This window comes from Leeuwenhoekiella obamensis (assembly GCF_055391795.1).
In genome coordinates, this window is record NZ_AP029251.1 from 2,147,389 (window position 1) to 2,162,192 (window position 14,804).

The 14,804-nt window shown below is 40.7% G+C and carries 12 protein-coding genes; 10 read left to right on the forward strand and 2 right to left on the reverse strand.

What is annotated here, in order from left to right:
• Window positions 1-174: 174 nt before the first annotated feature.
• From ACZ5L8_RS09375 to ACZ5L8_RS09410, 8 genes are all read left to right on the forward strand, one after another.
• On the forward strand, window positions 175-855 hold the full coding sequence (locus ACZ5L8_RS09375) for a GDSL-type esterase/lipase family protein (protein ID WP_464436897.1): 681 nt from the start codon (window positions 175-177) through the stop codon (window positions 853-855).
• Between the two features lie 21 nt (window positions 856-876).
• Complete coding sequence (locus ACZ5L8_RS09380) at window positions 877-1,599, forward strand: hypothetical protein (RefSeq protein ID WP_464436899.1); 723 nt, start codon at window positions 877-879, stop codon at window positions 1,597-1,599.
• 84 nt (window positions 1,600-1,683) lie between these two features.
• Window positions 1,684-2,262, forward strand: a complete 579-nt coding sequence (locus ACZ5L8_RS09385; protein WP_464436900.1) for an RNA polymerase sigma-70 factor — start codon at window positions 1,684-1,686, stop codon at window positions 2,260-2,262.
• A gap of 78 nt (window positions 2,263-2,340) precedes the next feature.
• Entirely contained in the window at window positions 2,341-3,288 is a 948-nt protein-coding gene (locus tag ACZ5L8_RS09390) for a FecR family protein (RefSeq protein ID WP_464436903.1), read from the forward strand.
• A 73-nt stretch (window positions 3,289-3,361) separates the two neighbouring features.
• The gene (locus ACZ5L8_RS09395; protein WP_464436905.1) at window positions 3,362-6,802 is read left to right on the forward strand and encodes a SusC/RagA family TonB-linked outer membrane protein; all 3,441 of its coding nucleotides are present in this window, start codon (window positions 3,362-3,364) and stop codon (window positions 6,800-6,802) included.
• 9 nt (window positions 6,803-6,811) lie between these two features.
• Entirely contained in the window at window positions 6,812-8,245 is a 1,434-nt protein-coding gene (locus ACZ5L8_RS09400) for a SusD/RagB family nutrient-binding outer membrane lipoprotein (protein ID WP_464436907.1), read from the forward strand.
• A gap of 29 nt (window positions 8,246-8,274) precedes the next feature.
• Window positions 8,275-9,852, forward strand: a complete 1,578-nt coding sequence (locus ACZ5L8_RS09405) for a calcineurin-like phosphoesterase C-terminal domain-containing protein (protein ID WP_464436908.1) — start codon at window positions 8,275-8,277, stop codon at window positions 9,850-9,852.
• Between the two features lie 103 nt (window positions 9,853-9,955).
• Entirely contained in the window at window positions 9,956-10,864 is a 909-nt protein-coding gene (locus tag ACZ5L8_RS09410; RefSeq protein WP_464436910.1) for a glycerophosphodiester phosphodiesterase family protein, read from the forward strand.
• Between the two features lie 505 nt (window positions 10,865-11,369).
• Here the strand turns inward: ACZ5L8_RS09410 and ACZ5L8_RS09415 are convergent.
• Both ACZ5L8_RS09415 and ACZ5L8_RS09420 read right to left on the reverse strand, forming a co-directional pair.
• On the reverse strand, window positions 11,370-12,428 hold the full coding sequence (locus ACZ5L8_RS09415; protein WP_464436912.1) for a COG1470 family protein: 1,059 nt from the start codon (window positions 12,426-12,428) through the stop codon (window positions 11,370-11,372).
• A gap of 153 nt (window positions 12,429-12,581) precedes the next feature.
• A complete protein-coding gene (locus ACZ5L8_RS09420) occupies window positions 12,582-12,932 on the reverse strand; it encodes a winged helix-turn-helix transcriptional regulator (RefSeq protein ID WP_464436913.1) in 351 nt (116 codons plus the stop codon).
• A 91-nt stretch (window positions 12,933-13,023) separates the two neighbouring features.
• Here ACZ5L8_RS09420 and ACZ5L8_RS09425 point away from each other — a divergent pair, with 91 nt between their 5' ends.
• Both ACZ5L8_RS09425 and ACZ5L8_RS09430 read left to right on the forward strand, forming a co-directional pair.
• On the forward strand, window positions 13,024-13,884 hold the full coding sequence (locus tag ACZ5L8_RS09425; RefSeq protein WP_464436915.1) for an SDR family oxidoreductase: 861 nt from the start codon (window positions 13,024-13,026) through the stop codon (window positions 13,882-13,884).
• Window positions 13,885-14,041: 157 nt separating this feature from the next.
• Window positions 14,042-14,716 (forward strand): hypothetical protein, encoded by a 675-nt coding sequence (locus ACZ5L8_RS09430; protein WP_464436917.1) that lies wholly within the window; start codon window positions 14,042-14,044, stop codon window positions 14,714-14,716.
• Window positions 14,717-14,804: the final 88 nt, after the last annotated feature.

Sequence of the window (14,804 nt, forward strand, 5' to 3'; positions counted from 1 at the left end):
AATGCTTCTAAATTTCAACCCTACATTCTTTGTGTAAAAGGCTAAAAAGAAGCGATTAAACGAACTAATTCGCAAATTGACTAAATCGATTGATTCAAGTAAAAATAAGATAAAATGAATTATATTTAGCCATCACTCATTTTTATAAATAATAGTTACTACTACATATCTATCATGAAAAAAATCCTTTCGCTATTAGCTATAGCACTTTTAAGCACTTCTACGATTATGGCACAAGACTGGGCTAACCTTAAGAAATATGAAGCCCACAACGACAGTATAAAAAAACTTCCTGCAGATGATGCTCGTGTGGTTTTTATGGGAAATAGCATTACCGAGGGTTGGCAATATCAACTTCCAGAGTTTTTTGCAAATACGCATTATGTAGACCGCGGGATCAGTGGCCAGACCACGCCGCAGATGCTTATACGCTTTAGACCTGATGTTGTAGACCTCAACCCTAAGGTTGTCGTGATCCTTGCCGGTATTAATGATATCGCGCACAATACCGGACCAATGACCGTTGAGGAAACCTTTAATAACATCCAGTCTATGGTAGAGATCGCTCAGGCAAACGACATCAACGTTGTGCTGTGTACGCTTGTACCTTCTAACACATTGGGATGGCGACCAGAGATCAACCCTGTTGAACCCGTTGCTAAACTCAATAAGTTGATCAAGGCTTACGCCAAAAAGAACAAGATCACTCTTGTAGACTACTTCTCTGCAATGGTTGATAAAGAGCAAGGTCTTGACAAAAAATATACAGATGATGGTGTGCATCCTACACCGGCAGGATACAAAGTAATGGTTCCTCTTGTTGAAAAAGGGATCAAGAAAGCGCTGAAGAAATAACCATCTTACAAAAATCTAACCATGAGATCATCAATCAAAATCATATTCATTTTATTGTTTACAATATTCATAGCGGGGTGTAATAATGGGGATAGGCATTACCTTGAAGATGGAGCATACTATGTAACTACAACCAGCACCAAAAACTTTGTCTTTAATTATAAGAACGCTAGTATTGATATTATAGATCAGGATTCTATAAGCTTTCCTTTAATAAACGAAATGTATAAAGGCACTAATGGAAACAACTTTAAATATGAGCTGTATGATAAAAAGATCGTTTTAATGCAGAACGATTTTAAAAAGAGCTTATCTGTTCAACTTTCGCAAGATGGTACCGCAAAAATAGATTTTGACCTGTCTCGCATCAATTATATAATTTTTAAACATGCAGACTTAAATCTAGACGGACAATTTAAAATGGGTGGCTTTACTTTTAGTAAGGATGCTAACAAAGAAGATATAATGAGCAAGTATCAAGACCTATTTACTTCTTATACTATCACTTTTAAAAATGATAATAAAGCATCTCTATCCCCTACTTTTGCTCATTATTTCACGGGTGATTCGATCAATACATCTTACAACTACAACATCAGTGGTAAAGAGATCGAGTTTAATAATGAGGATAGTACATTTAAGTTTGAATATTCTTACGACGGAATTTTGCACTTTCATCTTAATGACAAAAACTTTGAAAAATGGGATCTCTCTAATCCCTCACAAAGCGTAACCAGTAATTAAACCCATTTTCTTAACCAATTCTTAAACTCAATTACTAAAGGCTTCAGATAAAAAACCGGTTTATTTGCTTCAACTCACAATTTGATGCAAACCAGTTTATCTTCCCTATCAGATTTACAATTGCAGGAAAAGGTTTCCGCTCACGGCGAAAAGGCATTCGAGATCCTTTTTGACCGCTACTGGAAACGTCTCTACGCTTATGCTTTTCGCATTTATGCAGATGAAAAGATCTGTGAAGATATTGTGCAAGAGGTCTTCATAAACCTTTGGGAAAAGACAGACCTACAACAAATTAAGAATCTGGAAGGTTATCTTTTTAGAGCGGTAAAATATGGTATTGCAAACCACATTCGTGATCTTAAGTTCACCACCGTTCATGAAGATGTTCTTGAAAATATGCCTACTTCGCCTCGTGTAGAACGCCAACTGGATTATCACGAGTTTGAGCAATTGATCAAACAGGAGATCAACAAATTACCGCCTAGATGTCGCAAGGTTTTTATGTTAAGCAGGTTTGAAGATCTGTCTAATTCTGAGATCGCTCAAAAGCTTAATATTTCTATTCGCACAGTAGAGAAACACATTAGTGATGCCTTAAATCACTTACGATCAAATCTTCACACTGGTCAACTTTCTCTCATTATTGCCTTAATGTTTTCTTAAGGTTAACAAAATCACCCTTTCTTAAACAAACCATTAAATGCACTTTTTGCACTACGTGTAGCACTTTAAAATGGTGTCTTGCTTACAAAGACACTTATTTTGAACAAAGAAGAGTTACACAAGATCGCCCATAAATATGCAGCTGGCAGCGCATCACAATTAGAAGCGCAACAGCTAGACTTTTTTATGGAGCAAATGCAACTTAAGCATGCTGATCTTGACATTAAAACCTCAGCGCAACAGCGCGATCGCATACTTAGATCAGTCCTTAAACATAAGCCAGTAAAAACGTTCACCCCTAAATTTTACTGGAGCGCAGCAGCGATTTTTGTTGCGCTTGTGGGGCTGACGCTTAGCGCACTTTTCTTTATGCCTGCAAAACAGATCACTCAGCTCGCTGCAAAAGGTGAGCGCAAAGAGGTGATCCTTGAAGATGGAACACATATCACACTTAATGGTAACAGCAGCATCACCTATAGTTCAGACTTTGTAGATCAGCGAGACATTAAGCTCACTGGTGAGGCTTTCTTTGATGTGGCTCGTGATGAAGAGCATCCTTTTACCATTGCAACAGGTGACTTGGCCGTAGAGGTTTTGGGCACAAGTTTTAACATTAATAGCTATGACACTCAAGATATAACTGTAAGTGTCAATAGTGGTAGAGTGAAAGTAAATTCCACGAAAGTGGACACCACCATTTACCTCACAAGAAACCTACAGGTAAACTATCTACAAAGCAAAACCCCAACCATCACTGAGGTGAACAGCGATGATATGATCTTATGGACGCAAGAGATCATCTCACTTAACAAAACATCCCTTACCGAAACTGCTCGCATACTAGAGAATTGGTATGATGTGAGCATCACCATTGAAGATGATGATATCGCCAGCGAGACCCTTACCGGTAAGTTTAAAAAAGAAAAACTAGAGCATGTGCTAAGCAGCATCGCTCTACTTAAAAATCTTACGATAGACTATAAAAACCCTAAACAGATCTCTATAAGAAAAAAGAATACTCCTTAAAAAACAAACCCATCCTTGCTCCAACAAGAATGGGCGTTACGACCATAAAACAAAATTTATAGCCATAATTAAAATGAACACGAAACTACAACTTTTAAAGAAGTTAAATCGCATGAAGTATTTGTATTTCATACTCTTTATGCTTGTCACGACGGCTGTTGTGGCAAACACAGCTAACGACCAGTTAGAAACCACAAAAGTCACTTTAACCCTTCAGGATGCTAAGATCACGCAGTTCTTTGAAGCGGTAGAGAAACAATCAGAATTTACATTTGTTTTTGATCAATCTATCTCAGGTACAACAGGCCCTATTTCGCTTAAAGCGAAAAACCAACCGCTTAACTCGGTGCTTACCGAAATAGAGAACAAAACCGGTCTTAAGTTCAAGACCATCCATAACACTATCACTGTTCTTTCGCCACAGGCGCAACGCTCTATCTCTGGTAAAGTGTCTGATGCACAAGGCATGCCGCTACCCGGCGCTACAGTAAAAGTTGCTGGCACCAGTAATGGTACGACAACAGACTTTGACGGTAATTTCTCTCTTGAAGTAAATGAAGAGACCGTAAAGATCGAGATCTCTTACGTAGGTTTTGAAACGCTTACAGTAACTGCAACTACCGGCAAACCTGTAGATGCTACCTTACAAGAAAGTATTAATGCGCTTAATGAAGTTGTTGTAACAGCTTTAGGTATTAAAAGAGAAGAGAAGAAACTGGGTTTCTCACAATCTACAGTAAAAACAGAGAATCTTTCTCAAACTATGCCGGCCAACTGGTCTTCTGGACTTAAAGGTAAGGTTGCAGGTCTTAATATTGTTTCGGCAGGATCAGGACCGCTTAATTCTCAATTGATCACTTTGCGTGGAAATAACTCTCTGGATGCTAACGGTAACTACGCGCTTGTTGTGGTAGATGGTGTACCTGTTGAGCCAGAGTCTACAGCATCTGGATCTAGCAGCGCATATACTGGTAATGATTCGCCTATAGATTATGGTAATGCGATCTCTGATCTTAACCTTGATGATATTGAAAGTGTTACTATACTTAAAGGTCCTGGTGCTGCTGCTCTTTATGGTAGCCGTGCTTCTAACGGGGTTTTAATGATCACCACAAAGTCTGGTAAGAAAAACACTGGTCTGGGTCTTACTATTAATTCTTCTGTAAACTTTGACGTGATACAGCGCTGGCCAGACTGGCAGTATGAATACGGTCAAGGCACTGGTAAAAGTTTTAATGCAGATGGTGAACCATATTATAGCTATGGTACATCTGAGGATGGTCGTAATACGGGTAGCACGAGTAGTGCTTGGGGTCCTCGTTTTGATGATCAGCAATACTTTCAATATGATCCTACGGTAGAAGGTCAGGGTGCTGAGCGCACATTGTGGAGACCTTATGAAGATAACCGTAAAGATTACTGGAGAACAGGTGTAACCTATGACAATAATGTTTCTATACAAGGTGGTGACGATAATGGTAGCATGCGTCTTTCGGTAGGACATTCTAAAAATGAATGGATCATGCCAAATACCGGCTACGAGCGTATCACGGCTTCTATTAAAGGTGACTATCAAGTATCTGAAAAGATCAAAATAGGTAGTGTTCTTAACTATAACAATCGTGTAAGTGACAATCTACCTAGCACAGGGTATAACAACGGTTCTATCGCGTATTTCATGATCTTTCAAAATCCTAACGTAGATCTAGATTGGTACAAACCCATCTGGAAAGAAGGTCAACAAAACCTACAGCAAATACAGCCGTTTAGTTCGTATATAGATAACCCATACCTTATCGCTTATGAGGCTTTAAATACGTTGCAGAGCAACCAATTAGTTGGTAATATATACACTAAGATCAATTTTACTGATGATCTTGATCTTTTACTGCGCACTACACTTAATACATACAATCAAGATAGAGAGCGTAAAAGACCGTATGACATTAACCGTTATGCTCAAGGATATTATGAAAATCAGGATATCTGGAAGCAGGAAGTAAATGCAGACTTCTTATTGAGCTATAACAAAGACGTTAATGATGATCTTAATATTTCGGCTTCTTTTGGTGGTAACACAAGAGATTACCGCTACCGCAGGACAGATGCTGAAGTTGATGCGCTAGTAGTGCCAGACGTTTACAAACTGGCAAATGGTGTAAACAACCCTATCGTTCAGACCTATGATAACAACAAGAAGGTAAACAGTTTATACGGTTTGGTTTCATTGTCTTATAAAGACCAAATGTTCTTTGATGTTACCGGCCGTAACGACTGGTCTAGCACGCTTCCGGTAGAGAACAACTCGTACTTCTACCCTTCGGCGAATGCCAGCTTTATATTATCAGACATTTTCAACTTTGAGAAAACAGGATATTTAAAGTATCGCTTCTCTTTTGCTGAAGTTGGAAATGACACCAGCCCTTACAAAACATCTAAATACTATAGCCAGAACGCCTTCCCAAGTTCGGCGACTATACCATTAAATCTGTATAACCCAGCTTTTAAACCAGAGATCACCACAAGTTATGAGACCGGTTTTGAGGCTAGATTCCTTAAAAACAGATTAACTCTTGATGCTACGGTTTATGAAACATTCACTAAGAACCAGATCATCAATGTTCCTATTGAGATCACTACAGGATACAGCTCGGTAGTACTTAATTCTGGTAAGGTTAGAAACCGCGGTCTTGAACTTACTTTAGGCGGTAAGATCGTAGATCAGGAGAAGTTCTCATGGAATGCTAATTTCACCTTTAGCCAGATATGGAATAAAGTACTTGAACTTGCTGAGGGGATTGACGGCCAACAGGAAATAGGCACAGGTGGTAACGCTACCCTACTTGCTAAAGTGGGCGGAACTACGACTGCGATCTACGGATATGGTTTTGTACGCTCTCCTGATGGGCAGATCGTTTATGACAGCGCAGGTTTACCTGCTTATCCTGATGAGATCCAATACATAGGCGATGCAAGTCCTGAGTGGCGCGCGGGTCTTTATAACAGTTTTAGATTCGGTAATCTGTCGCTTAATGTTACGTTAGACGGTCAATATGGCGGTATCATCTATTCTCAAACTCACCACAAAGCTACCCAGCAAGGTAAACTGCGCTCTACATTTATGGGCCGCGAAGAAGGTGTTATCGTTGGTGAAGGTGTGGTGCTTAATGAAGACGGCACATATTCTCCTAACACCACAGAAGCCATCACGCCAGACTGGTATAACAGATATTACCGTAGAGCCAATGTAGAGTCTAACTCTTTTGACGCTTCTTATTTAAAACTTAGAGAAGTAGCGCTACGCTATAACCTGCCTAAGCGTTGGTTTGGCAACTCTGGTATCAAGGCTGTAGATTTCTCTGTATATGGTAGAAATCTCATCATGATCACAGACTTCCCTATTTACGATCCAGAGACTGCTGCACTTAACGGGAGCACGATACTACCAGGTATAGAGATGGGACAAATGCCATCACCTGCTTCTTATGGAATGAACCTTAGAGTAAACCTATAACATACAAGGATGAAAACTTTAAAGATAACAACACTCATCGTTCTTTTTGCTGGCCTGCTTGCTTCATGCACCAGCAATTTTGAAGAAATAAATGAAGACCCTAACCGTATCGCACAAATAAGTCCGGGTACGCTTATCAACCCTATTATCTATGGGATGGCTACACATAATGCTGGCCGTGCTGATGCGATCACATTTAACCTTATGCAGGTGTCTCTGCCCTTCCCTAGTGTTTCTGGTGGATTGCATCGATATGATGTGAGTCAGAACATTGGTAACAGTTCATGGTACAACTCATACAAGTGGTTAAACAATATCAAAGAGATGGAAGAAGCTTCAGTGAGAGCTGAGGATCCTAACTATGAGGCAATCGCACTTACCCTTAAGGCTTGGGTAATGTCTAACCTTACAGATCTTTTTGGCCCTGTGCCATATACTGAGGCAGCGCAAGGTGAGCAGCAAAACTTCTACCCGGTTTTTGACAGTCAGGAGTCTATTTACACGGCTATCTTAGCAGATCTTGAACGTGCAAATACGCTGTATGATTCTGGTTTTGGTATGGCGTATGCAGATGATATCTTGTTTCACAATGATGTGAACAAGTGGCAGAAATTCACTAATAGTTTGCATATGCGTTTATTGCTTCGCATCTCAAACCGCAGTGAGACTAACGCTTTCGCGAAACTTACTAGCATGATCAATGACGCAGATACCTATCCTGTTTTTGAAAACACAGCAGAGTCTGCCATTTTACAAGTTACTGGGGTTACCCCAAATATCTCACCATGGGGGCGCCCTCAAGATTTTAGATTAAGCACAAAGATCACTTCGTTTTTTGTAGATAATCTTAATGCGCTTGAAGATCCGCGTAGACCTGTATTGATCACTGAAGCTACTGATGCTGATGTAAACCCAATAGGATACAAAGGTATCCCAAGTGCTTATGAAGGTGCTGAGTCTCAATTTGAGTACAATGCTTCTACATTTAATATCGAGCAGGTAACAAACCCAATGCAGATCTATATCTTGCCATACGCTGAAGTTGAATTTATCAAAGCAGAGATGGCACAACGTGGCTACACTGATAATGCAGAAGAGCATTACACTAATGGTGTGATCGCAGGTATTGAACAAGTGGGTGCAGAGGTACCTGCAGATTATTTCGCTAACGCGGCTGCAACTTATGATGGCTCTTTAGCACGCATCATGCTACAAAAGTATTTTGCTTTATATTTCATTGATTATCAGCAGTGGTTAGAATATAGAAGAACTGGCCTGCCAGAACTTCCTAAAACCGCAGCCATGCTTAATGATGGTGTGATGCCTTCGCGTTTTTATTATCCATCTGATGTGCAGATCAATAATAATGCGAATTATCAGGATGCGCTAGAGATGCTAGGTGGTCCTGATAATATCAACACAAAGGTCTGGTGGGACCAATAAAATAGTAACCAATCACAAAACATAGAAAAATGAAACGTTTATTGATCATTGCAGGTCTGGCTTTCGGTTGTCAGGTCATGGCGCAACAAACCGTAAAAGGCTACGTGTATGTTGATGCTAACAACAACGGTAAGAAAGACCGTAAGGAACAGGTGCTTCCTAAGGTATCTGTTACTAATGGAGAACAAGTGGTACAAACTGATGCTAACGGTATGTATGAGCTACCTGTGGGTGATGATAATGCTATCGCACTTATCAAACCTAGCGGTTATGCCCTACCAGTAGATGAGTACAACATACCTCAGTTCTTCAGACTGCACAGACCAGAGGGTTCTCCTAAGTTAGAATTTAAGGGTATCGCTCCTACGGGTAAAGCGCCTCGCAAGCTAGACTTTGCTGTGCTACCTGCTGAAGAGAATGAGCAATTCACTGCTTTGATCTTTGGTGATCCGCAACCATATACCATGCAAGATCTTGAGTGGTTTGAAAAAGGTATCGTAAGCGAGGTAGAAGGTATTCAGGGTATTCCTTTTGGGATGAGCCTGGGGGATATCGTAGGTAATGACCTTAGCCTGCATGCGCCGTATAAAAAGGTAATGAAGAAAATAGGCATCCCATGGTTTAATGTTATGGGTAACCATGATATGGACTTTGATGCAGAGGAAGAGCAGGATAGCGATGACTCCTTTACTGCGCACTTTGGGCCGTCTAACTATGCCTTTAATTATGGTAAGGTGCACTTTATCGTGCTAGACAACATCTTGTATCCAGATCCTCGCGATCACAAAGGATACTGGGGTGGCTTCCGTGAAGACCAACTTAACTTTGTTGAGAATGATCTTAAATATGTGCCTAAGGATTATCTGGTAGTTGTTTCATTCCACATCCCGCTTGCAGAGGGTGAGGGAGACAGCTTCCGTGATGAAGATAGAGAGCGTCTTTTTGATCTGTTATTACCTTTTGAGCATAATCTTACACTTTCGGCACATACGCATATACAGCGTCAGGATTTTTTTGGCGAAAGCCAAGGATGGAAAGGTAAAAAACCACACCACGAGTATAATGTAGGTACTACCAGTGGAGACTGGTACAGCGGTAAAATAGGTAAAGACGGTACGCCTATCTCTGTAATGCGTGATGGTACGCCTAAGGGATATGCTTTTATCCATTTTAATGGTAACGAGTACACTACAGACTATAAAGTTGCTGGTAAGGATAAAGGCTTCCAGATGGAGATCTTTGCGCCTAATGTGGTGGCTAAAGACAAACCTCAGCCTGCCGGTATTTATGCTAACTTCTTTATGGGTACGCAAGGCGACGAAGTGATGTTTAGAGTAGATGGCGGCGAGTGGAAAAAAATGCAGTATATGGAAGAGCCAGACCCTAGCTATGTGGCGCTTGTTTATGAGTGGGACACGGCAGAGCAACTTATGCCTGGTAGACGTAGCAGCAATCCTATTAATAGTGAGCACCTGTGGCATGCTAAGATCCCTACTCATGTAGAGCTGGGCGAGCATACCATAGAGATCAAGGCAAAGGATCAATACGGGCAGACCTATACAGGTACAAGAACATACAAAGTAGAAGAATCAGTGCTAGGAAATTAGTCTTTCTATGTGAGTGGAGGCCTGCGGCTTGGCAATAGCTAAGCGCAGGTCTTTTTTATTTGCATTTTTCAGTATATAATACTCAATACTAAAATCTATATTTATGAAATTAAGATGCATAGGTGTATTGGTCATGATGATTTTGGCCATAGCCTGCAAAAACAATACAACCACCATGACACAAGACAAACCTTCTATCGCTGTACAAGGACACCGTGGTGAGCGTGGCAACCTGCCCGAAAATACCATAGAAGCCTTCCTTAGCGCCTTGCACAAAGATGTAGATGTGCTAGAGTTGGATGTTGTAATAAGCAAAGACAAGCAAGTTGTGGTATCACACGAACCCTTCATGAACGCGCTCTATATGAGTACTCCTGATGGTGTGGCTGTAGCCAAAGAAAATGAGCTGCAATACAACCTCTATGAGATGGAGTATGACAGCATACGCCAGTGGGATAGCGGTAGCCGTGGGAATAAGAACTTCCCGCAGCAGCAAAAGATGAAAACCTATAAACCGCTTTTAAGCAAAATGATAGATACCATACAGGCAGAGATCGCTGCAAAAGACTTACCACAGGTGAAGTACAACATTGAGATCAAGAGTGTACCTGATGAATATGACATCACTCAACCTCAACCAGAAGCCTTTGTAAAACTACTGATGGATGTAGTAAGAAGTAAGAATATTGAAGGGCATTATAACGTGCAGTCATTTGACCCCGCACCTTTAGAAGTATTGCACACCGAATATCCCGAGGTAGAGATCGCTTTCTTAGTAGGCAACGGCACCGTAGACGAGAACCTAAAAAACCTCAGCTACATCCCGCAGATCTACAGTCCACATTACAAACTTATTACTGATAGCACCGTGGTAAACCACATTCATGATCTGGGCATGCAGCTCATCCCATGGACGGTAAACGACACCACCGCCATCAACAAAATGATCTCTCTACAAGTAGACGGCATCATCACAGACTACCCAGAGCGCGTGATAGAAGCGTTGCGATAACTGTTTCAATTAGCTGATTAGAGAATTAGCGAATGGAGGAATTGAACCCTCTGAGCTTCATTTCACTTGCTCATCTCCCTTCTAGGATAAGGGAGAAGCTTTTTACTGGAGACTGCGGCTGAGAATTTCACTTTGGCTCCGCTCATTGAACGGATTCAGTAAGCAGTATGCAGTCGCAGTAGGCAGTTTTTTTGCTATACAGTTAAGAGGTTAAAAAGTTATACAGCATCACCATTTAACCTTATCACATTTAATTCGCTAATTCACTCCATTCGCTCATCTCCTAATTAACACATATCACTTCGGCTCCGCTCAGTTAACGGAGTTCAGTACTCCGTAAGCAGTTCGCAGTTATAACAACATAACCTTTTAACCTTATCACAGATTACCCCATTCGCTAATCAGCTAATCCCCTCAATTACCTAATTAACACCCCCTCTTTAAACAAAAAAAGTAAGGCCTATGGGTGACCTTACTTTTAATAAACAACATAAGTACGTGAACGTTAATCCCAGCGCATGCTCATTTGATTCTTTGAGTCTACGTTGTACACATAGATACCTTTGTCTATGTATTTGCTGTGCTTTTCACCTGAACACATTACGTACCCTTGTTTAGGGTCGCAGTGTGGTGAACCGAATAGGTGACTTGTTTCGTGTATCAATACGATCTGTGCACGGTCTTGACTCTTATCATAATCAAAAACCCCAGAGATCTGTACATTGATCCATCCACAAGCTACACCACCAAAACCGTCTGCCGTTAGCGCCATTAAGTAATCAAACCCATGGTTTTCTGCCTGCGTTCCTGTAGGACCTACCCAATCATCTTTAAGACCTAAAACATCACCACCTAAAGCGATTGCCTTTTCACACAGTCCGTCATCCAATGGATAGTCTGATACGTTAGTAGTAAGGATAGGATAAAAATGGTGCTCTACATTCATCATGTCATCAAAACCACCAGCGTAGTCCTGGTAATTCCCATTGTTATCATATAGCTCCACTTGTCTTGTAAAAGCATTCTTTAAATAGTCTTTAATACCAAGGTTTGTCTCTATTTTAGCAAGATATTGTGGCTCATAGATCACTGGTACAAGAAGCGCATTACTGGTTTGTACTTGAAATACACGACCTGAATACTCTGTATCTGTAGCCTCGTTGATCATAACCGACTCAAAGAAGTATTCACCGCGGCCTAGCGCATAGTGCTTACCATTATAAGAATCCTGAAAGAAAGGCCCCATCTCCATAGTAACAACAGCAGTCTCTCCTGCAGCGAGTTGCTTATCTACCGTAGGTAGGTTTACATTTTTATAATCTGAAAAGCGGCTGCTAGAAAGTTTTGCAGCAATACTAGCTTTACCAGCAACATCGCCGGTATTTTTAATGGTGAATGACACAGTAACCTCATCACCTTTAACCGGTGTGTTTCCCTCAGCATTCTTTACCGTGATCGCGGTAATATCAAAACTAGAGTCTGCGGTCTTTTGTGAGTCATCCCCTCCAGAAGAGCAAGAGGCTAACAAAGCAGCCGCAAATAGCATTAAGTAGAATTTTTTCATGGTAATTGTTAAATAGTAGTTAATCGTTTTAGCTAACATACTATTATTATTAATGATTCACAATGTTTCCATATAAAACATTTAAGAATCATCAGCGTGAAACAAAAGTCAAATTATGGTTAACCTACCTATAATTTAATAACCTACAAACACTTACCTATTATTAAACAAGTGATTCTCACCCCATGTAGCGATCTGATTCATTACGGGTGTTAGGCTTTCGCCAAGAGAAGTAAGAGAATATTCCACTCTGGGTGGGATTTCCTTAAACTGTTGCCGTTGTACAAGGCCATCATGCTCTAGCTGCTTTAACTGCTCAGTTAACACCTTTCTAGAAATTGTGGGTATACGCACAGCGATCTCACCAAAGCGGCGCGTACCAAATCCTAGTTGGTAAAGAATAAGCGTCTTCCACTTCCCTCCTATCAATTCAATGGTGGCTGCAACAGGGCATTGTATCTCTTCAGTGTCATTAGTTACCATAATGTTACCAGTATTTAGCATGTTACCTCAAGGTAACAAGTTACATTTTAAAACTATTATTAGTTACTTTGAGTAACAAAAGTAAATTAATCATTTGTAAAATAAAAGAATCATGATATTAGTAACAGGAGCAACAGGACAATTAGGTGCTGCCGTAATAGAGCAATTAGTTAAACATACCGAGGGAAGTAACATAGTAGCTTTCGCGAGAAGCAAAGAAAAAGCAGCCGATCTCATAGCTAAAGGAGTCACTGTGCGCATTGGTAGTTTTGATGACACCGCTTCGCTAGATGCCGCGATGCAAGGGGTTAGCAAAGTATTGCTTATCTCTGGTGTGGATCAACATCGCTTACAGCAACATAAAAATGTAGTAGATGCTGCTCAAAAAGCTGGTGTGCAACACATCGCTTACACCGGGGTATCAATGGTGGACGAAGCAAACTCTGCTTTAGGTGAGTTTATGCTAGATCACTTTAATACCGAAGCCTATATTAAAGAAAGTGGTATTGCATACACCCTTTTGCGCAATACTTTATATACTGATGGTATTCCGCTGTTTACGGGCGAGCAAGTGTTAGAAAATCGAATCTTCTTACCGGCGGGAGATGGTAAAGTGCCGTATGCGCTGCGTGCAGAAATGGGTGAAGCTGCTGCTAATGTGCTGCTTCAAGAGGGTCATGCAAACAAAACGTATGAGATCGCTAGTGGTACACTTGCATCGTTTGCTGATATTGCGCAGGTGCTCACTGAGCTTTCAGGCAAACAAGTAAACTACACTGATGTGCCTGCTGATGCTTTTGCAAAACAGTTAGAAGAACTTCAACTACCAGAATTCTTGATCTTCTTAACCACAGGATTCTCTAAAGACATCAAAGACCACAGATTTGAGAACACCAGCTCAGATCTTGAGCAGTTGTTAGGCCGCAAGCCTACCGACTTAAAAACAGGCTTAAAACAGATATTCAATCTGTAAACATTCAATAGAATATCACCTCTTAACAAGAAACCGCCTTAGTGCGGTTTTCTTTGTTTTGGCTGCAGCCAAATAGCTCAAAAATTAAATTATATTAGCAGGCTGAATAATTGTCAAAGCGACACTATCTTACAGCTTTAAATCATTTGTAATTCCTATGAAAAAACTGTGCTATTTATTGTTTGCCCTTGCCCTTACCTCTTGCGGTACAAACAAATTCTTAACCTCTTCTGTACCCGCAGAGCAAGTTAAAGACATGAATTACATAGAGCCGATCACCTACATCCATTATGTGGAGAAAGGCAACAAGTCGGTTTTAAGCGACTCGCTTTCACAGATCACAGCCAGAGTGATCGACTCGGTTTTGCAAGCAGATTCGTCACGCTTTAAACTAAGCGACAAAATGATCATAGCAAATGACAGCGTCAATGCGAGGATAGAAAATGAGTTGAACTACCTCAGCCAAATGACGCTGAGATACAAAAAGCTGGATGAGATCGCTTTGCCACCTACATTAGACTCCATAATGCAGAGCAATGATGAGCGCTTTGCCATGATAATCGTCGCATCAGGCTTCGGTAGAAAAAAAGGGAATTACGGTGGTCAGGTTGCAAAAGGTATTGCCGTGGGTATTTTAACGCTAGGTATGGCTGTGCCCTCGCCAGTAAAGTCTAACCTCACGCTTTATGGCTTTATTCTGGATAAAGAAAAACACAACGTAGCCTTTTACCAGCGCTTGCTTCCCAATAAAGAAAAAGAGCCCACCGATCCTCAATTCATCAATACGCAATTGCATAAACTCTTTGAAGGATACCTCTATCCTGCACAGTAATTATGCGGTTAGGGTTTTGGCTTTAAGCCAAAAAACTAAATCAACAATGTATCATAAATGCCAATCCAGTTACAGCATTAATATTAAT